Annotated in this window: 19 protein-coding genes; 2 read left to right on the forward strand and 17 right to left on the reverse strand. The window is 66.8% G+C overall.

Annotated elements, in window-relative coordinates; all coding sequences use genetic code 11:
* Positions 1-74 precede the first annotated feature (74 nt).
* Positions 75-716, forward strand: coding sequence for a trypsin-like serine protease (locus BLU62_RS24365; RefSeq protein ID WP_074852430.1), 642 nt, complete (start codon positions 75-77; stop codon positions 714-716).
* Between the two features lie 109 nt (positions 717-825).
* Here the strand turns inward: BLU62_RS24365 and BLU62_RS24370 are convergent, their stop codons facing one another.
* The 8 genes from BLU62_RS24370 to BLU62_RS24400 form a co-directional block, all read right to left on the reverse strand.
* A complete protein-coding gene (locus BLU62_RS24370; RefSeq protein ID WP_004020476.1) occupies positions 826-1,029 on the reverse strand; it encodes a cold-shock protein in 204 nt (67 codons plus the stop codon).
* Between the two features lie 251 nt (positions 1,030-1,280).
* On the reverse strand, positions 1,281-1,919 hold the full coding sequence (locus tag BLU62_RS24375) for a 3,4-dihydroxy-2-butanone-4-phosphate synthase (RefSeq protein ID WP_244278307.1): 639 nt from the start codon (positions 1,917-1,919) through the stop codon (positions 1,281-1,283).
* A complete protein-coding gene (locus BLU62_RS24380; protein WP_074852432.1) occupies positions 1,891-3,345 on the reverse strand; it encodes an NAD-dependent succinate-semialdehyde dehydrogenase in 1,455 nt (484 codons plus the stop codon). Before BLU62_RS24380 ends, BLU62_RS24375 begins: the two co-directional genes overlap by 29 nt.
* A 26-nt stretch (positions 3,346-3,371) precedes the next feature.
* Positions 3,372-5,030: an amidohydrolase gene (locus tag BLU62_RS24385; protein ID WP_244278308.1), complete on the reverse strand. Its 1,659-nt coding sequence runs from the start codon at positions 5,028-5,030 to the stop codon at positions 3,372-3,374.
* Positions 5,027-5,341, reverse strand: a complete 315-nt coding sequence (locus BLU62_RS24390) for an EthD family reductase (protein ID WP_074852433.1) — start codon at positions 5,339-5,341, stop codon at positions 5,027-5,029. The genes BLU62_RS24385 and BLU62_RS24390 overlap by 4 nt, the downstream gene beginning before the upstream one ends.
* A 42-nt stretch (positions 5,342-5,383) precedes the next feature.
* Positions 5,384-6,811 (reverse strand): purine-cytosine permease family protein, encoded by a 1,428-nt coding sequence (locus BLU62_RS24395; RefSeq protein ID WP_074852434.1) that lies wholly within the window; start codon positions 6,809-6,811, stop codon positions 5,384-5,386.
* Entirely contained in the window at positions 6,808-6,981 is a 174-nt protein-coding gene (locus BLU62_RS32965; protein WP_159441579.1) for a hypothetical protein, read from the reverse strand. Before BLU62_RS32965 ends, BLU62_RS24395 begins: the two co-directional genes overlap by 4 nt.
* Positions 6,978-8,048 (reverse strand): LLM class flavin-dependent oxidoreductase, encoded by a 1,071-nt coding sequence (locus tag BLU62_RS24400; protein ID WP_074852435.1) that lies wholly within the window; start codon positions 8,046-8,048, stop codon positions 6,978-6,980. The genes BLU62_RS32965 and BLU62_RS24400 overlap by 4 nt, the downstream gene beginning before the upstream one ends.
* A gap of 107 nt (positions 8,049-8,155) precedes the next feature.
* Here BLU62_RS24400 and BLU62_RS24405 point away from each other — a divergent pair, with 107 nt between their 5' ends.
* Positions 8,156-9,169: an Lrp/AsnC family transcriptional regulator gene (locus tag BLU62_RS24405; protein ID WP_208863661.1), complete on the forward strand. Its 1,014-nt coding sequence runs from the start codon at positions 8,156-8,158 to the stop codon at positions 9,167-9,169.
* Here the strand turns inward: BLU62_RS24405 and BLU62_RS24410 are convergent.
* From BLU62_RS24410 to BLU62_RS24450, 9 genes are all read right to left on the reverse strand, one after another.
* Positions 9,142-10,629, reverse strand: a complete 1,488-nt coding sequence (locus tag BLU62_RS24410) for an aldehyde dehydrogenase family protein (RefSeq protein ID WP_074852436.1) — start codon at positions 10,627-10,629, stop codon at positions 9,142-9,144. The two genes, BLU62_RS24405 and BLU62_RS24410, sit on opposite strands and share 28 nt — an antisense overlap.
* Before the next feature lie 49 nt (positions 10,630-10,678).
* The gene (locus tag BLU62_RS24415; RefSeq protein ID WP_074852437.1) at positions 10,679-11,188 is read right to left on the reverse strand and encodes a flavin reductase family protein; all 510 of its coding nucleotides are present in this window, start codon (positions 11,186-11,188) and stop codon (positions 10,679-10,681) included.
* 219 nt (positions 11,189-11,407) lie between these two features.
* Complete coding sequence (locus BLU62_RS24420; RefSeq protein ID WP_074852438.1) at positions 11,408-12,661, reverse strand: NAD(P)/FAD-dependent oxidoreductase; 1,254 nt, start codon at positions 12,659-12,661, stop codon at positions 11,408-11,410.
* On the reverse strand, positions 12,658-12,978 hold the full coding sequence (locus BLU62_RS24425) for a 2Fe-2S iron-sulfur cluster-binding protein (protein ID WP_074852439.1): 321 nt from the start codon (positions 12,976-12,978) through the stop codon (positions 12,658-12,660). Before BLU62_RS24425 ends, BLU62_RS24420 begins: the two co-directional genes overlap by 4 nt.
* 49 nt (positions 12,979-13,027) lie before the next feature.
* Complete coding sequence (locus BLU62_RS24430) at positions 13,028-14,518, reverse strand: glutamine synthetase family protein (protein WP_074852440.1); 1,491 nt, start codon at positions 14,516-14,518, stop codon at positions 13,028-13,030.
* 51 nt (positions 14,519-14,569) lie between these two features.
* The gene (locus BLU62_RS24435; RefSeq protein WP_074852441.1) at positions 14,570-15,259 is read right to left on the reverse strand and encodes a type 1 glutamine amidotransferase; all 690 of its coding nucleotides are present in this window, start codon (positions 15,257-15,259) and stop codon (positions 14,570-14,572) included.
* Positions 15,256-15,564: a hypothetical protein gene (locus tag BLU62_RS24440; RefSeq protein ID WP_244278309.1), complete on the reverse strand. Its 309-nt coding sequence runs from the start codon at positions 15,562-15,564 to the stop codon at positions 15,256-15,258. The genes BLU62_RS24435 and BLU62_RS24440 overlap by 4 nt, the downstream gene beginning before the upstream one ends.
* Position 15,565: 1 nt before the next feature.
* Positions 15,566-16,165 (reverse strand): aromatic-ring-hydroxylating dioxygenase subunit beta, encoded by a 600-nt coding sequence (locus BLU62_RS24445; protein WP_074852442.1) that lies wholly within the window; start codon positions 16,163-16,165, stop codon positions 15,566-15,568.
* Positions 16,162-17,508 (reverse strand): aromatic ring-hydroxylating oxygenase subunit alpha, encoded by a 1,347-nt coding sequence (locus BLU62_RS24450; RefSeq protein WP_074852443.1) that lies wholly within the window; start codon positions 17,506-17,508, stop codon positions 16,162-16,164. The genes BLU62_RS24445 and BLU62_RS24450 overlap by 4 nt, the downstream gene beginning before the upstream one ends.
* Positions 17,509-17,578: the final 70 nt, after the last annotated feature.

Raw genomic sequence — 17,578 nt, forward strand, 5'->3', positions numbered from 1 at the left:
CGGCACCGCGGCCCGTCGGTCGCGCCGACGATGGCCGGCCCGGTTAGGCTGTCCAGGTTGCCTGGGGAGGAAACATGGGGATTCGGTTTCGTGTGCTGATGACGCTGGGAGTGTCGACGGCATTGCTCGCAGCACCCGCCGTCGTGGCGGACGCCGCGGTGATCACGGTTCGGTCGGGAATGGCGATCAGCATCGACGACACCGTCGTCACGTCGAACAGCTGCACACTCGGTGCGGTCATCTCTCGCAAGAAGGCGCTGACCGCCGGACATTGCGGGGACGTGGGTCGGCCGGTATTCGACCAGAAGGGCAACCGGATCGGGACTATCACCGCCAACCGCGTCGCGAGGCAACTCGACATCGCGGTGATCAGCCTCGCTCCACGCGCATCGGTCCGTGTCGACCGAGTGGATTGGGATGCGAGGTTCCACCGCGGCCAGCTGGTCTGGAAGTCGGGGATCACCACGGGCTACGGAACGGGAAGGGTCACCGATCCCGCCGAGGTGCTACGCACTTCGCACGGATTCTCGGTCGCGCCGCCGTTTCTCACGAGTCACGACTCGTATTCGATTCTGACGAGCCTTCGTTCGGAGTCGGGCGACAGTGGTGCGGGGGTTCAGAACAGTCGGGGACTCGTCGTCGGCATCCTGTCGTCGGCAACCATCGAGGGGACCGTCGTCGTCCCGGTGTCCCGGCTGCCGCGCACTCTCCGGTAGGGCGACGCCGAGACAATCTGTGCACCAGCAGGTTTCGTAACTCGATCCACGAACGACGAAGCGCCCCATCCGACGAATCGGATGAGGCGCTTCGTGAAGTCAGGTGTGCTTAGAGCGCGCTGACGTTGGTTGCCTGGGGGCCCTTGGCTCCCTGCTCGACGTCGAATTCGACGCGCTGGTTCTCTTCGAGGTTGCGGAAGCCGCTACCGGTGATCGAAGAGTAGTGGACGAAGACATCTGCGCCCTGGTCGTCGGGTGCGATGAAGCCGAAGCCCTTTTCGCCGTTGAACCACTTGACGGTTCCCTGTGCCATACTGCTGTACTTCTTTCTTCAGTTCAGCAGCCACCAAAACTGATGACCGCCCGACAAGTGTGGCACAGAAAATGTGTCCTGGGAAACGGTGAGTGCGGATTCCCACAAAACAAGGAGCACAATGGGGGGTTCTGGGTGCACGCGGGGCAACCATCCGGAACGGCCCGACGGCACTGAGGAGCGTCAGCGCACCCGAGTGCGCCTCCCGGGTGATATGCGTCACTCTTCTGACGTGGGTGTCGGCCGGCGACTCAGATCGGGAGCCCGATCGGATCGAGCGCCAGTCCGTGCCAGAGGGCGAACGACACCGCCGACGCCGCGTCGAGCGGCTCTCCCGCCTCGTCGACGAGCCGCGCCGCCACCGCGACCGGTGGGTGTCCGGCGCTCGAGACGAAGGCGACCGCGCGCTCCCAACAGCGCAGCCCCGTGTAGGCCTCGGCGGCACACCTGATCGGCAGCACGTGCCCGGGACGGACCAGGTCGTCCGGGGCGCTGCGCGGATCGGCCAGCACGCGCAAGGTGTGGGCGCGGTCGATCGCCGAGATGCCGGTACCGATCCCGATCGCCGCGTCGACCGCGACGGTGAACGACGTGCCGGAGTCCTCCGACGGCAGCACCGGCTGGTCCGGGATGCGCAGCGCATCGAGCAGTCCGGACGGCATCGCCGCGTGTACGAGGCCGGAGGAGTGCGTGATCAGGAAGTGCACGGCGGCCGGCGTCGCAGTCGCGGCCGGGAACACCAGGATCGCGCCATCGGGGTCGGTCAGGACCGCGGCCTCGGGCACCGCGGCCGGGCGGGGGGCCACGGCCCCGCCGGGCTCGGCCGCGTCGAGGTCAGCCGCGTCGGCAGACGCATCCGGGTCAACGCAGAGCGATGTACTTGGTTTCAAGGTATTCCTCGATTCCTTCACTGCCGCTTTCCCTTCCGAGTCCGGATTCCTTGTACCCACCGAACGGGGCGGCGACGTCGGACATGATCCCGCGATTGACCCCTACCATTCCGGCCTGGATGGCGCGCGACACCCGCATCGCGCGGTCGAGTCCTTCGGTGAAGACGTAGGCCGCCAGCCCATACCGGGTGGCGTTCGCCGCGGCGACGGCCTCGTCCTCGTCGTCGAATCCGATGATCGCCGCCACCGGGCCGAAGACCTCCTCGGTCACGAGACGCGCATCGGCGGGGATGTCGGCCAGCACCGTCGGCTCGTAGAAGAAGCCCGGACCGTCGACGGACCTGCCTCCGAGGAGCAGTCGCGCTCCCTTGGCGACGGCGTCGTCGACCAGCTCGGCAACCACACCGCGCTGGCGCTCGTTGATCAGTGGCCCGACGTCGGTTCCCTCGGCCGATCCACATCCGACGGTGAGATCTCGCATGCGGTCGGTGAGTTCGGCGGTGAACTGCTCGCGCACCTTGTTGTCGACGTAGATCCGGTTGGCCGCGACACAGGCTTGGCCGCCGTTGCGCATCTTCGCGGCCAGCGCCCCGTCGACGGCGGCGGAGATGTCCGCGTCGTCGAAGACGATGAGCGGGGCGTTGCCACCCAGTTCCATCGACGACCGCAACACGTTGTCGGCGGCTGCTCGCAGCAACAGCTTCCCGGTGCCGGTGGACCCGGTGAAGGTGATCTTCGCCAGTCGTGGGTCGTCGAGCAGTGGGCCGGTGAGCGCGGCCGCGTCCGAGGTCGGCAGGACCGACAGCACACCCGCGGGAAGGCCGGCCTCCGTGAAGATCTCGGCGAGCAGGAGCATCGTCAGCGGCGTCTCCGGCGCCGGCTTGACGATCATCGTGCACCCCGCGGCCAAGGCGGGGGCGATCTTTCGTGTTCCCATGGCCAGCGGGAAGTTCCACGGCGTGATCGCCAGAGTCGGCCCGACGGGTTCCTTGGTGACGAGTATCTGTCCCGCGCCCGACGGGGACGTGGTGTACCGCCCGTTGATCCGCACCGCCTCTTCCGCGAACCACCGCAGGAACTCGCCGCCGTAGGTCACCTCGCCCAGCGACTCGGACAGCGGTTTGCCCATCTCGGCGGTGATGACCGCGGCGACCTCGTTCCGACGCTCCTGGATCAATTCCCAGGCCCGACGGAGGATCTCGGCGCGTGTGCGCGAAGAGGTCGCCGCCCACCCGGGTTGTGCGGCGGCCGCCGCGTCGAGCGCGCGTCGGCCGTCGTCTGGGGTCGCGTCGGCGACCTCGGCGAGCAGCGTCCCGTCGGCCGGGTCGTAGACGGGGAACAGGCCGCCGTCCGAGGACGGCACATTACGGCCGCCGATCCAGAGCTCGGATCGCAGTGTCAGTGCGGGGACACGAAGGTCGGTCATCGTTGACTCCTGGGTGATGGTGGGGCTCAGGATCGGGGGTGGACCTGAGTTCCGCCGAGCAACACATCCGATACCGATATGTCGCGCAGCGCTTCGGGTTGGGTCTCGAGGGGATTGCGGTCCAGCGCGATCAGGTCGGCCAGCTTGCCCGGTTCGACGGTGCCGCGAGAGTCCTGCACCCCCAGAACCGTTGCGCCGCCGACAGTGTGCATGCGCAGCGCCTCGTAGATGCTGACCGACTGGTCGGGTGACATCACCTCGTGGTGGAACGTCCAACGCCCCACGGCGCTCGCGATCGAGAGGAACGGGTTGGTCTGACCGATCTCCGAACCGACCCATACATCCGAACTGCCCGAGACGTTCCAACCGTCGTCGAGCATCCGCCGGAACGGGAACTGGCGATCCTGCGCGTACTCACCCACGTAGCCGGGGATGAACTCGCCGAAGTTGTAGAGGAACACCGGCTGCGGGACCGGCATGATCCCGGCCGTCGTCCATGCCGCGGAGAGCTTCTCGTAGTCGGGGACGAAATTGCCGGCGTGCTCGATGCGGATGGTGGGCCCCGGTGGCAAACGGTCGGCGATGTCGGCCAGCGCCTCGCAGACCGAGAGCTGTGCCCGGTCGCCGTTCGCGTGGATCGCGAGCTGCAGACCCGCACGGCGCGTGCGCAGTGCGATGTCCGCGATCTCCTCCGGGCTCAGTGCGAGTTCGCCGTGGGAGTGGCAGTCGTCGGCATACGGGCGGGTGAGTGCTGCTCGCTTGGCCGAGTAACCGCCGTCGGCGAACACCTTCACGCCCCGGATGGCGAACCGATCCGGGGTGGACCTGGGCGACAACCAATCGGCATGCGAGACAGCCTCGTCGAGCCCGACCGTGCCCGGCGCCCACAGATAGACCAACATCCGCGTCGAGATGCGTCCCGCCGCGATCCCGGCGTCGAACATCCGCAGTCCGTCGACGGAATCGGAGATCTCACCGATCGTGGTCACGCCGTTGGCGGTGAACAGATCGGCGATCCCGGTCTCGAGCGCCCGGGCGGTCTCCTCGTGCGTCAGTCCGGGGAAGCCGAGGAGTGCGTCCATCTCGGTGACCACGCCGGTGGGCGCACCCGAGGCGTCGCGATGCACCGACGGCTTGCCGGTGACGCTGTAGTCCACGGCCTGGTAGTCGGCGTCGATGCCCGCGCGCTCGAGAGCTCGCGTGTTCAGGATGCTGAGGTGACCGCCGGCCCGGATCGCGACCGCGAGATCGGTGCTGACCGAGTCGAGTTCGGCGCGGGTGGGGAACCGGCGCTCGGTGAGCTTCTGGTCGTAGAACAGGTTGGCCTGGCCCACCAGCCAGCCGTCTCTCGCCGAACCGAGTTCGGAGCGGAGACGTGCGAGTACTGCCGGGATGTCGGGACATCCGGGCGCGCGGACATCGACCATCTGTCGGTCGGCCTTCGACGCCACTTCGGTGTGCGCGTGCGGATCGACGAAGCCGGGCATCAGCACCTTGTCCCGCCAGTCGAGCACGGTGGTGTGGTCCCCGAACCAGGGGCCGACCTCATCGGCGGGGATCACCGCGGTGATGGTGTCTCCGTTGATGACGACGGCGGTCGGTCCCTGGGATTCGTCGGCACGGCCCGTCATGGCCAGGACCTGCCCGGCCATGACGATCGTGTCGGCTGTCACTGCTTCGGTCACTTCGGCTCTCCGGCAGCGAGACGCGGCACGTGCAGGACCGTGACGCCGGCGCCGGCGAAGTTGGCCAGGTCCTCGACCGAGGCGACACCGGCCGGGCTGGCGAAGGACTCGCCCGCGGTCTCGGCATCGGGGTAGGTCATGCGGGCGACCAGGTAGTACGGTGCCTGCTCACCCTCGGCAGTGGTCTTGCCCCAGGCGAATTCGACCAGATCGGGGAGTGCCTCGGCGAGCCGGATGTGAGTACCCGTGTAGTGCGCGTCGAAGGCCTCGGGGTCTTCGGGATGGTTGTACAGAACGATGACGTCGTGCATGAGGAATCACCTCTCGTGGTGAAGGGATGGGAGACAGGGAGCTCAGCGAGGGCCGGCGACGTAGCCGAAACGTCCACTGCGGACGTAGAACACCCGGCTGCCGATCCAGTAGGCGACGGCGGAGACGATCACGGTCGGGATCGATGCCGTCATGTACTCGAAGGGCGAGCGGAACACGTAGCTGACCGGGTCGAGCAGGTACAGGTACGTGACCACGCCGAGCGCGAACGAGCCGAACGCGACGGGGTTGATGCCGCCGGTGAACCAGTATGTGGACCGCGGCGTCGCGTCGTAGATCGCGGCGACGTCGTAGGACTGCTTGCGGAGCAGGAACCAGTCGACGATTTGGATGCCGCACATCGGCGCGAAGGCGATCGCGAGGAAGGCCAGGAACACCGAGAAGTTGTCGAACACCGGGTTCGGGAAGAACCCGACCAGGATGAGCGCCGGAATGGCGGCCACAACGGTGGACATCCGCCACGACAGGTTCTTGACGCCCGGCAACTGACGCAGTGCCAGTGCCGCGGAGTACATGCCGACGGTGGTGGTGCCGAAGCTCGACACGACGACGAAACCGAGGGCCACGATGCCGAAGGCGGTGCCGCCGAGGTCGACGACGAACAGGGTCGGGTCGCCTGCGGAGTCGGGAACCACGAGCCCGCCGTAGAAGCCGGCCAGCGAGCCGAGACCCACGCCGAGTCCTAGGGCGAACACGACCGGCCACAACGACGTCCGGGCACGGGCACCGTTGCGCGCGATCGCCGCGGTGTAGGCCCACCACGACAGGTTCACCGAGATGAGGACCTCGAGACCGCTTGCCCAGTTGGCCTTCTCGTCGTCGTACGGTGCGGTGGCCGGCAGCGACATCAGATTCGACCAGCCGGTGTCCTTGACGATGAGCACGATCACCGCGATCGCCAGGAGGATGACCACCGCGGCGATCAGCCGGGTGAAGTCCTTCACCGAATCGGCGCCCTTGCGCAGGATGACCACGACCAGACCGATCGCGATGACCCCGATGAGGCCGACAGTCCAGCTCGGCATCGAGATGTCCACGGCGCCCGCGATCGCGACCACCGACCTGCCGAGCAGGACGATCAGGTAGATGTTCCAGCCGATGGTGGCCAGGTAGATGAGGGCCACGGCGAGGTACTTGCCGCGAACACCGAGCTGCGGGACCGTCGACGTGACGGTGTCGCAGCCGTACTTCGCGGTGATCGGCACGCAGGCCAGCGCGATGAAGAGGATGCCGATCAAGGAGCCGGCGATCATCGCGACGGTGCCCGGTCCCGCCTGCAGGTAGTAGGAGACGTAGCCGCCGATGATGAAGCACCAGGTGGCGACGGCGGTGGCGATGGATGCGGTGAACACCGAACCGCCGCCCCAGGTCCGGGACGATCGGGGTAGCGGCCAGCCGTTGTCGCTCGCCGACGACGAGCCGGCGCCGGTGGTGGGTTCGGTTGCCGTCATGACAGCGCCATCCCGAAGACGATGAGGAGGACGGGGATCGCGACGCAGACGGCGGCGAGCAGCAGGTAGTCGCGCGCCACGAGCGGCTCGCCCTGGTTGGCCGGGTCCTGGATCTGTTCGATCAGGCTCTGCAGCTCGGTGTCGAGCTGCGGGTTCTCGCTGACACTCATCTGCCGGTTCCTTCCCTGTCGACCTGGGGGATCACCTCATGACCGATGAGCTCCAGCGACTTCATGATCTTCTCGTGTCCGACGCCGTCGAGGCGCAGCAGGACCTCGTCGATGCCCATCGACTCGAGACGCTCGATGCGCTCGATGAAGTCGGCGGGGGTTCCGACCATCACCGACGGGCTGTAGTCGCACAGCCAGTCCATGTCGTCCTGGTGCTCGATGAGCTGCTCGAGGGTGTCGAGGTAGGTGTAGCCGGGCTGCTTCGACAACGGGACGTAGAGGTCGAGGATGAACTTGAAGTAGTCCATCGTGACGCGTCGGGCAACGCTGCGCGCCTCTTCACGGGTCTCGGCGCAGTAGGCGGTCGCGACGTACAGACCGCGGTACTCGTTGGGCGCGGCGACCTGAGAGTGGTCGGCCGCGGCGAAGGCGCGGGTGTACCCGTCGGTGCATTCCTGCAGGTAGTCGAACCCGAAGTAGTTGTCGAAGGTGATCACGCCGATGCCGCGGACGCCGGCGTTCTCGTGGCTCTGGACACTCGACGCGGCGACCGACACCGGCGGGTGCGGCGTGGTCACCGGCTTGGGCACGATCTCGACCGACGGGATCTTCCAGACGGGACCGTCGTGTTCGAGCTTCTCGTCGACCATCGCCTTCATGAGGACGTCCATCGAGTCCTCCCACTGATCGCGGGTGTCCTTGGGGTCGACGCCGAACGCGGCCAGGGTGGTGAGGTTGTTGGAGCGGGCCGTGCAGACCTCGGCGCGACCACGCGAGACGATGTCGAGGGTCGCGAGACGCTCGGCCACCAGGATGGGATGGTTCCACTTCAGCATCACCGAGGCCATGGTGCGCAGCTTGATCCGCTCGGTGCGCATCGCGATGGCGGAGTAGAGCACCTCCGGCGCGGCGACCGAGAAGCTCGGCGGGCTGAAGTGCTGTTCGGAGGTGCCCCAGGTGGAGAAGCCGAGGCCGTCGGCCAGGGCGACCTCGTCGATGAGGTCGTGATACCGCTGGGCCGCGGTGGTGCCGGTGAGGTCACCTTCCTGCAAGAGACCGATACGCATGATGTTGTTGACTCCTCGTCTGTGCAAACGGTTGAGGTGATGGGCTCCGTGCGCGGTCCGCGCACGTAGGGGAGGGTCGGAGGGGTGGGTCGCTGTAGGCTCGACCCGTGATTTCGGACGTGGGCTCGGGCAGCGGACCGTCGGGGACGGATGCCGATCTCGACGCGGTCGACCACGCGCTGATCGATGTGCTGCAGGCCGATGGCCGGGCGCGCTACTCGGATCTCGCACGCCTCGTGGATCTCACCGAGAAGACGGTCCGCAAGCGCGTCGCGCGACTGCTGGCAGAGGGTTTCATCACCATCGGTGCGGTCACCGATCCGGCTCGTCTCGGTTTCGGGGCGACGGCCCTGGCCTTGCTGACGGTCGACGGGACTCGTCCGCCGACGATCATCGCCGCCGAACTCGCCCGACTTCCGCAAGTCGACTACGTGACTGTCACCACCGGGCCTTTCGTGATCCAGGTCGAACTGATCTGTGTCGACGGTGCTGAGTTGAGAGAGGTTCTGACGCAGGACATCCGGTCCCTGCCCGGCGTAGGCCAGGTGGAGGTCCTGCCGTATCTACGCATCCACTACCAGGAGGCGAGGTTCCATCGCGACGACGTCGAGAACTCGGGAGTCCGTCCGCGCGAGCTGGATTCGCTCGATCAGCGGATCGTCGCGCGTCTCGCGGTGGACGGCCGTGCCTCGTTCCGTGAGGTGGCGAGGGAGCTCGACGTCTCGGAGGCGACGATCCGCCAGCGCCACGCACGACTCACCGAATCCGGTGCGGTGCATGTGATGGCGATCGTCAATCCGCTGCGCATGGGGTACTCCCACACCTGCTGGGTCGGTATCCGCCTGGCCCCGGGTGCGCGGGCGCAGGATGTCGCCGAGGGATTGACGAAGCTGAGCCGGACGTCGTACGTGGCGCTGACCGTCGGCCGCTACGACGTCCTGGCCGAGCTGGTCACCGGTTCGGGCGATGAACTCCTCGACGCGCTCGACGACGGCGTCCGCCTGATCCCGGGCGTGGGCACGACCGAGATCATGGTCTACGAGGAATTGCACTACAAAGCGCTTCTCCCTCGGAGGTCGGACGCCGCCGGCGGTCACGAGAGTGACATCCAGACGGTCTGAGTGTCGACGTACTTGTCGAGAGCCTCAGGGCCGCAGTCACGTCCGATGCCCGACCCCTTGAAGCCGCCGAACGGGGCGGCCGCGTTGTAGTCGGCGTAGGTGTTGACCCACACGGTTCCCGCACGGAGGCTCTGGGCGACGGTGTGCGCCTTGCGGACGTCGTCGGTCCACACGCCGGCGGTCAGGCCGTACTTGCCGGCATTCGCGCGGGTGGTGACCTCGTCGATCGAGTCGAACGGCTGGATGACCAGTACCGGACCGAAGATCTCGTCCGCGACGACGACGTCGGAGTCCTTCGGCCCGAGGATCGCGGTGGGCTCCAGGAAGAACCCCGGGTCCGCCGGTCGTCCGCCACCGAACGCGATCGACGCGTCGGTCTGGGCGACGGAGGCGAGGTACCCCTCGACCTTCTCGCGGTGCGCCGAGGAGATCAACGGCCCCATCGTGGTGTCGCGGTCCAGTCCGGCACCGAGCTTCAGGGCTGCTGCGTGGGATGCCACGATCTCCAGAACCTGGTCCAGGGCAGCACGTTCCACCATGAGCCGCGATCCGCTGAAGCAGACCTGTCCGGAGTAGAAGAAGGCGGTGGTGGCGGCGGCCGATGCGGCCTTCTCGATGTCGGCGTCGGCGAAGATGATGTGCGGGTTCTTGCCGCCGAGTTCGAGAGACGCGTGCTTGAGCATCCGGCCGGCCTCGGCGCCCAGGTGGCGGCCGACGCGCTCGGAACCGGTGAACGAGATCTTGGCGACGCCGGGATGCGAGATCAGGGACTGGCCGGTGGTCTCGCCGCGGCCGGTGACCACGTTGACCACGCCTTCGGGCAGACCTGCCTCGAGGGCGATCTCGGCGAGTCGGATCGTCGAGAACGACGTCAGCTCAGAGGGTTTGAGGACGACGGTATTCCCGGCAGCAAGGGCCGGGGCGATCTTGATCGCAGCCTGGCACAGCGGGAAGTTCCACGGCGTGATGGCGGCGACGACGCCGAGCGGCAGCTTCCGGGTGTAGACGTGCGCGTCCGGGGTGGACACCGGGACGGTCTGGCCGGCGAGTTTGGTGGGCCATCCGGCGAAGTAACGGAACTGCTCGACCGCCAGCGGGAGGTCGACCGCTTCGACGTAGCTGACCGGCTTGCCGCCCTCGAGTGCGTCATAGGCCGAGAGCTCGGCGGCGTTCTCTTCGATCAGATCGGCGAAGCGATGCAGGATGCGTTCGCGTTCGCCGGGCAGCATCGTCGACCACGAGGAGTCGAAGGCCTCCTGCGACGAGCGGACGGCCGCGTCGACGGTGGCGTCGTCGGCCTCGGCGATGGAGGTCAGCGCGTCACCGGTGGACGGGTCGAGCGTCGCCAGCGACATCGAGGTGTCGATGATCTCGCGACCACCGATGACCGGTCCGTGCGGCCGGGAAGCGAAAGCGGTCACCGTCTCCGACGCGAGGTCGGACGGTGTGGTGGTTGTCATTGCGGTGGTCTCCTCGAAAGATGATGGGGGAGGTGGACAAACGGGCGGTTCAGTGCTGTGTGGAGTGCATCTTCTGGCGGTGGTAGACGACCGGCGGACGGGTGGCGTCGTGGTCGATCTCGTGGATGTCCCCGACGACGATCGTGTGGTCGCCGCCGGGTACGAGCGAGTGGACGGTGCACGCGAAAACGGTGGTGGCACCGTCGATCCGTGGTGTGCGGGTGGAGGTCGACGACCAGGCCACCCCGTCGAACTTCGACGATCCCTTGGTCGCGAAGGCCATCGCGGTGTCCTGTAGCTCGTCGGAGACGATGTGGACGAGGAAGTCGCGGTCCGGCTCGAGCGCGGCGAGGGTGTCCGAGGCGTTGTCGAGGCAGACGAGCAGCATCGCCGGGTCCTTGGACAACGACGTCACCGCCGAGACGGTTGCGCCTCGTGGCTCCCCCGACGGTGTGGCCGTCGTGATGATCGACACCGCGGCGGGAAGGTCCGCCATCGCGGTGCGGAAAGTCTGTGTGCTGACGCCGACCGAGTGGCGGTCGTCACTAACTGCGGTCATGAAGAAGGACCATATGCGAGAAATATTGCCTCTGCAATACCCGAATGCGAAGTTTTCGTGCGTGTAACTTACTAAACGGGCGAGAAGTCGGCATCAGGGCGATCGGCCGCGTGTTCGTCGGGAAGCGGCATCGGGTGTGCCCGACCGTTGCGCCCCGCGGCGTCTCCGCGCGTGGCCGAATCGAGCCGTACGTCCCGGTGGTTGCGTGGACGAGTTCTCTCAGCTGGTCGTGACCAGGGGGCCGACGAGCGATCTGAGCGGCGCCGACGTGTCTTGTGCCGCCTTTGGATCGATCGTGAACCGTTGTGCGAGAGCTCGTTTGACGGCCATGTGTTCACGCGGGTCATTGACGGTGTCGCCTGCGATGAGCAGGCCGTCGCGGTAGTACAGCACAGTCAGACGGTCCGCGCCGTGACGGCGGACGACGTACCGGTCGTGACCGTCGGAGACTCCGGCTATCTGGATCTTCAGCGCACCCTGGTTGGACCAGAACCACGGCACGCCCCGCGGCGGGGGCTCCCGATCCAACAGGGTGTGCGCGGCGATCCTGCCCTGCTCGACCGCGTTGTTGACCGACTCCACGGCGAGCAGTTCTCCCGGCCGATGCGGATGCGGTTGCAGGGTGCAGTCTCCGGCCGCGACCACGTACCGATCGCTGGTTCGGGCATCGCCGTCGACGACGATGCCGGGGCCGCACCGCACGCCCATGAGTGTCGCGAGGTCGGTGGCCGGGACAGCGCCGATGCCGACGACGACCAGATCCGCAGGTATCGATTCACCGTCGTCGAGGACGACGGAGTCGGCGCGTCCCGCGGTACCGCCGATGGAGGTCACCCCACGGTCGGTCGCGATCCGGATGCCGGTGGACTCGTGATACTGCCGAACGAACGTCGACATGGGTTCGGCCGCAACACGTCCCAGGACACGATCGGTGGCCTCGATGACAGTCACCGTCGCGCCGCGAGCCCGCGCGGCCGCGGCGACCTCGAGGCCCACGAAGCCGCCGCCGACGATGACCACGTCACGGTCGGCGTCGAGACCCGCGCGGATGACGTGTGCGTCGTCGACGGTGCGGAGCGCCACCACCCCCTCGGCGTCGGCGCCGGGAACCGGCAACCGCCGGGGAATGGAGCCGGTCGCCAGGGCGAGCCGGGTGAACTCGAGAGCAGTGCCGTCGTCGAGTGTCGCGACACCGCCGCCGACGTTGTCGTCGTCATCACGACGCTCGACCGACACCACCGAACGGCCGGTGAGCAGACGGATGTCGTTGGCCGCGTAGAACTCCGGCGCACGTAGCACTGACGGTTCACCGCCGTCGGCGAGAAACTCCTTGGACAGCGGAGGTCGCTGGTAGGGAGAGAAGGGTTCCGCGCCGACAAGGCAGATCTCGTCGCCGTGTCCCAGTTCGCGCAGGGTCACCGCGATGCTGAGACCTGCCTCGCCGCCGCCGACGATCAGAATACGTCCGCTCATTGCTCGGGTGCGATCGTCAGGACCAGTCCGTCGAGTTCATCGGTCATCCGGATCTGGCATGACAGCCGGCTGCACTCGGTCGCCGGGGTGAGTGCGTCTTCGAGCATCTCCTCCTCGAAGTCCTCGGCTCTGCCGGTGCGGTCGATGTCGCCCGGTTCGACGAACACATGGCACGTCGCGCAGGACAACCCGCCTCCGCATTCGCCGACGATGCCGGGTACACCGAACTTGACAGCCGTCTCCATCGCCGACGCACCGGCTTTCGCCTCCAGCTGGTGCTTGGTGCCGTCGGGACTGATGAACGTGATGGTGGGCAACGGAACTCCTCTATCCCTACCTACTGCGATCGAATCGGGTGGTTCGAACTCAGAAGAGTTCGAAGTACTCGCGGTGTTCCCAGTCGGTCACGCCGTTGACGTAGGTCGAGTCGTCGGGGTTCTCGGTGACCCAGGCGTCGTACCGGCTGACCTCGCTGCGCTTCATCGTGACCAGGTAGTCGATGAAGCCGTCCCCGAAGGCCTTGCGATAGAACGCGTCCTGCTCGAGCACATCGATGGCCTCGGCCAGCGAACCCGGGAGCTGCGGAACATCGGCACTGTAGGGGTCATCGCTGACCGGGCCGGGATCGGTGCGGTTGAGGATGCCGTCGAGACCGGCGGCCGCCTGAGCTGCGATGTACAGGTACGGGTTGGCCGCCGAGTCGCCCACGCGGTTCTCCACGTGCGACGCCACGTCTCCGGGGGCGCTGATGACACGCATCATCGCGGCCCGGTTGTCGTGCCCCCAGGCGAGGCGGTCGGGTGCAAGTGAATACGGCCGCCGGCGCCGGTAACCGTTGATCGTCGGAGTGGTGAACACCGAGGCCGCTGCGCCGTGGGCGAGGGTGCCTCCGACATAGTGGACCCCGAGTTCGGACAGTGGCGCGTCGTCGGTGGGGACCATCAGGTTCGCACCGGTCTCCTTGTCCGCGACCGAGGTGTGCAGGTGCCACCCGTTGGCGTAGAAGCCGGCGATCGCGGGAGTGCACATGAACGATGCGAGATGACCGTTGCGCTTGGCGATCTGTTTGGTGGCGGTGCGGAACAACGCTGCCGCGTCGGCCGCCGCCAGGCCGTCAAGGATGTCGAACGTGGTCTCCATCTGGCTGGGAGCCCACTCGTCGTCGAACGAACGGATCGGCAACCCCATGTCCGACAGAGCGTTCCGGATCGGACGCAGGATGTCGTCGACCTCGTCGAGGTGATCGACGAGCAGGTAGTTGTAGCCGCGGGCGACCGGGGCGACCGTCGGCGGGTCGGCCGGCGAACCGGGTGCACCGAGAGAGCAGGTGCCGAGCCCGTTGTCCACGACCTTGGTGAGGTACCACTCCATCTCGATGCCGGCGACCATCTTGTAACCGTTCGACGCCATCTCGGCCAGTGTGTTCTTGAGGATGGTGCGCGGGGCGAGCGGGAACGGCTTGCCGTCGGACATGTAGAGATCGCAGAAGACCAGGGCGGTCTTCTCCGCCCACGGCAGCACGGTGAAGGTCCCGGGATCGGGCACCATCTTGACGTTGGGGCTGCCGCCGAGGCCGTCGAAGTCGAATCCGCCGTCGGGGCTGAACGGGTTGAACACGATGGCGTTGGCGGTGTCGAAGAAGAAGGGGGCCATGGTGATCTCGTTGCCGGCCTTCATCGCGGCCAGGAAAGCCGGGACGGTGAGTGCCTTGCCGCGCAGCAGGCCGTGCTGATCGGGCCAGACCACCCGGACGACTTCGATGCCCTCGCGGTTGATGGTGTCGATGGCGTGCTCCGCCGCACGGTGGTCTTCGGGTCGATACAGGTCGTACTTCTCGACGAACTTCGCTGCGGTCATGAGAACCTCCTGGGATGTGACTGATGGGCTGGAGTCGGGACTGTCGATCGTTCAGTGATGGGCGGGATCTCGTACCGGCACGTCGTCGAGCCAGGTGTCGAGGAGGCGGCGCCCCGGTTGGGGACCGCTGGTCGGGATGGATTCGCGGATGGCGTCGACGTCGACGCCGAACTGTCGGAGCTTGGCGCCCTCGAGGGCGAGCAGCGCCTCGATGCCAGGGCCGTCGAGTTCGGGATGGAACTGGACGGCAGTGGACCGACCGGTGCGCCACGCCTGCAGATACCGGTCGCTACGCGCCAGAACCTCGGCGTCGGGCGGCGGATCGGCCGAGTCGGAGTGAAAAGAGAAGAACGTGCCGTTCAGCAACGACTCCGGGTCGGTCGCGGTGACGTCGATGAAGCCGCATTCCAAGCCGTTGTCGCCCGGCCTGGAACGGCCTCCGAGGGCGTCGGCGAGTAGCTGTGAGCCGAGGCAGAGCGCGAGGACCGGTACCTCGTGGGCATGGGCTTCGCGCAGGTAGGCGATCTCGTCGGACAGATACGGGTGGTCCTGCACCTCGTAGGCACTCTGGGGGCCTCCGAGTACGACGAGCGCGTCGAGATCCGCGACGCCGGGTAGTGGGTCACCCCGGAACGGCGCGACCATTGTCATCGACCAACTGTTGTCGGCGGCAGCCGCTTCCAGTACTCCGATCGAGGGATCGTCGACGTGGGTGATGACCGTCAGGGTGCGGTCGGTCATGGTTGCGGCCTCGCTTCGATCGGGGTCGTCCACGGCTTCCAATGGTCGATCCCCGCTAGTGCTGCGAGGAGTTCGGCGGCGGCGGTGCGGTCGATCGCCACCCAGTCGCTGCCCGGATCGATCCCGTAGGGGGTGTAGTCCCAGATCTGGAGACTGCGGACCGCGGCGACGAGCGGGCGCGTCGTCGCGAGTTCGCGCTCGATACGGCCCACACGTGCACGCAGCAACTGCAGTTCTGTGATGAGTTCGCTTGCCGTGCCAGTGATCTCGTTGTCGCCCGGAACGGCGCCGTCCGCTGCGGTCATGTCAGAACACCAGCGTCAGGTTCTCGTGATATTGCTCGGAGTCGATCAGGTTGACCGATTTGAGCCGGACCTGCCAGCCGTCTCCGGTCTTGCGCAGCACGTGTCCGTACCACCCGGTGTAGGTCTTGGCGGTGCCTGCGCGCATCTCGTGGATGACGAAGTTGGACCTGACGTATCGGAACCCGTCGGGATGGTCCAGACACTCGATGTTGGTGACGAGGCGTCGGGTTCTCGACGGGGGCAGTTGGCTGTACGCCAGTCCGGTCCGCAACCAGTAGACCCGGTCGGTGAGGCGACGGTGGTCGTCGAAGGCGTGGCTGACCTCGCGGCGCGGGTCCCCGCCACCGGCGGTCACCGGTACCCAGTAGAGGCAGTCTCCGGTGAACAGATCCAGCCAGTCGTTGAACCGTCCGCTGTCTATCAGTCGGGCCTCGGCGGTCAGAAACGACTGCGCCTCATGCCAATCGGTGATGGGAGCGGCCGGCCAGTCATCGGTCAGGACCTGACGGAACCGGTCGAGGTCGTCGTACCACTCGTCGTCGACGTGGTAGGAGAAGGACGAGGTGTCCGAGTAGGTGTCGGGTAGACGGTCGAGGTTCATCGGGTCGCTCCTCCCATGCGGCGTCGCCACTCCTCGTAGTAGCTGCGCATGTGGATCTCGTCGGTGACCGCGGAACGGATCACGCCGTCGTGTTCGACGGTCTGCCAGTCGGTGGCGTCGAGACCACGGTTCATGAAGATCCACTCGGCTTCCGGGGCCGCCAGACCGCGTTGTGCCTCTTCGAAATTGGCCTGGTCGTCGGGTTCACCGAAGGCCGGGAAATCCTCCTGGGTGCGCATCCGCATCGTGTTGACGACGTCGGGGACGCCTCCGATCGAGGTGGCATGCCAGGTGAGTTGGGTCTTGTCGACCGCCAGCGGTTCGACGACCTGGATCTGGTTGCCGATGACCAGCAGGTTCGGGAAGATGCTCAGGTTGATCTGTGCGCCGATCGCCAGGTCGAGCAGTCGGTCCGCGTCGTCGCCGTGCTCCGCGCGGATCTGTTCCTCGAACCGTTCGCGGCCGGGCTGTGGGCGCTGGTTGGCCCAGAAGCTCCCCGTCCCTTCGTATACGGGGCGCTGGTCGATGACGCTGTGTCCGTTGCCCAGGGCGTAGACCTTCATGGGGCCGTCGTCGGGGGTCTTGCCGAAGTAGGACATGTCCTTGGCATCGCCCATGCGCGAGGCCATCTCGAGCAGGGAGCGATGGGAGAAGGCTGGATGATAGCCGTCTCCGGCGTTGTCGAAGGCCAGCTTCCAGTTGCCGCGGAAGCCCATTCGATAGGCCGCCGAACGGACCGACACCTCACTGGTCGGCGACCGGTCGATCCAGTAGTCGAGCCACGGACGGGCGTGTCCGAGCCATTCGTCGACGGGTGGTGCGTCGGAGTTCATCGTGCCGAAGACGAATCCGCGGTAGCTCTCCACGCGAGGGACGACGGTGAGGCCGAAACGTTCCTTGTCGAGCTCGCCGTACCCCTGCGGCCACGGTGCGCCGACCAACTCGCCCGTGTTCCGGAAGGTCCATCCGTGGTACGGACATTGGAAACTCTTCGCGGTGCCGGACTCTTCACGGCAGATGGTCGCCGCGCGGTGGGCGCAGCGGTTGAAGATCGCGTGGAGTCCGCCGCGCCGGTCCCGGGTGACGATCACCGGCCGCAGACCCATGCGTACCGACACGAACGCGTTCGGTTCGGGTAGTTGGGACTCGTGGGCGAGATACACCCACGACTCGCCGCCGAACACCTTGATCATCTCCTCGTCGAACACCGAGGGCTCGGTGTAGAGAGTGCGGTGCACGCGGTCGTGCTGGATGAGCCGGGACCATCGATCCTCGGCGGGGGCCGCGGATGGTGCGCCCCTTACTGTGGCGGGGGCTTCCGCCGGACTGTTCTGCAAGGTCATCGCTGCTTCCTGGTTTGAGCTGAACCGGGGATGGGCGTGACGTTACATCCGTTACGTCGATGCGTACAGG

This window comes from Gordonia westfalica (assembly GCF_900105725.1).
In the GTDB taxonomy this organism is placed as follows: domain Bacteria; phylum Actinomycetota; class Actinomycetes; order Mycobacteriales; family Mycobacteriaceae; genus Gordonia; species Gordonia westfalica.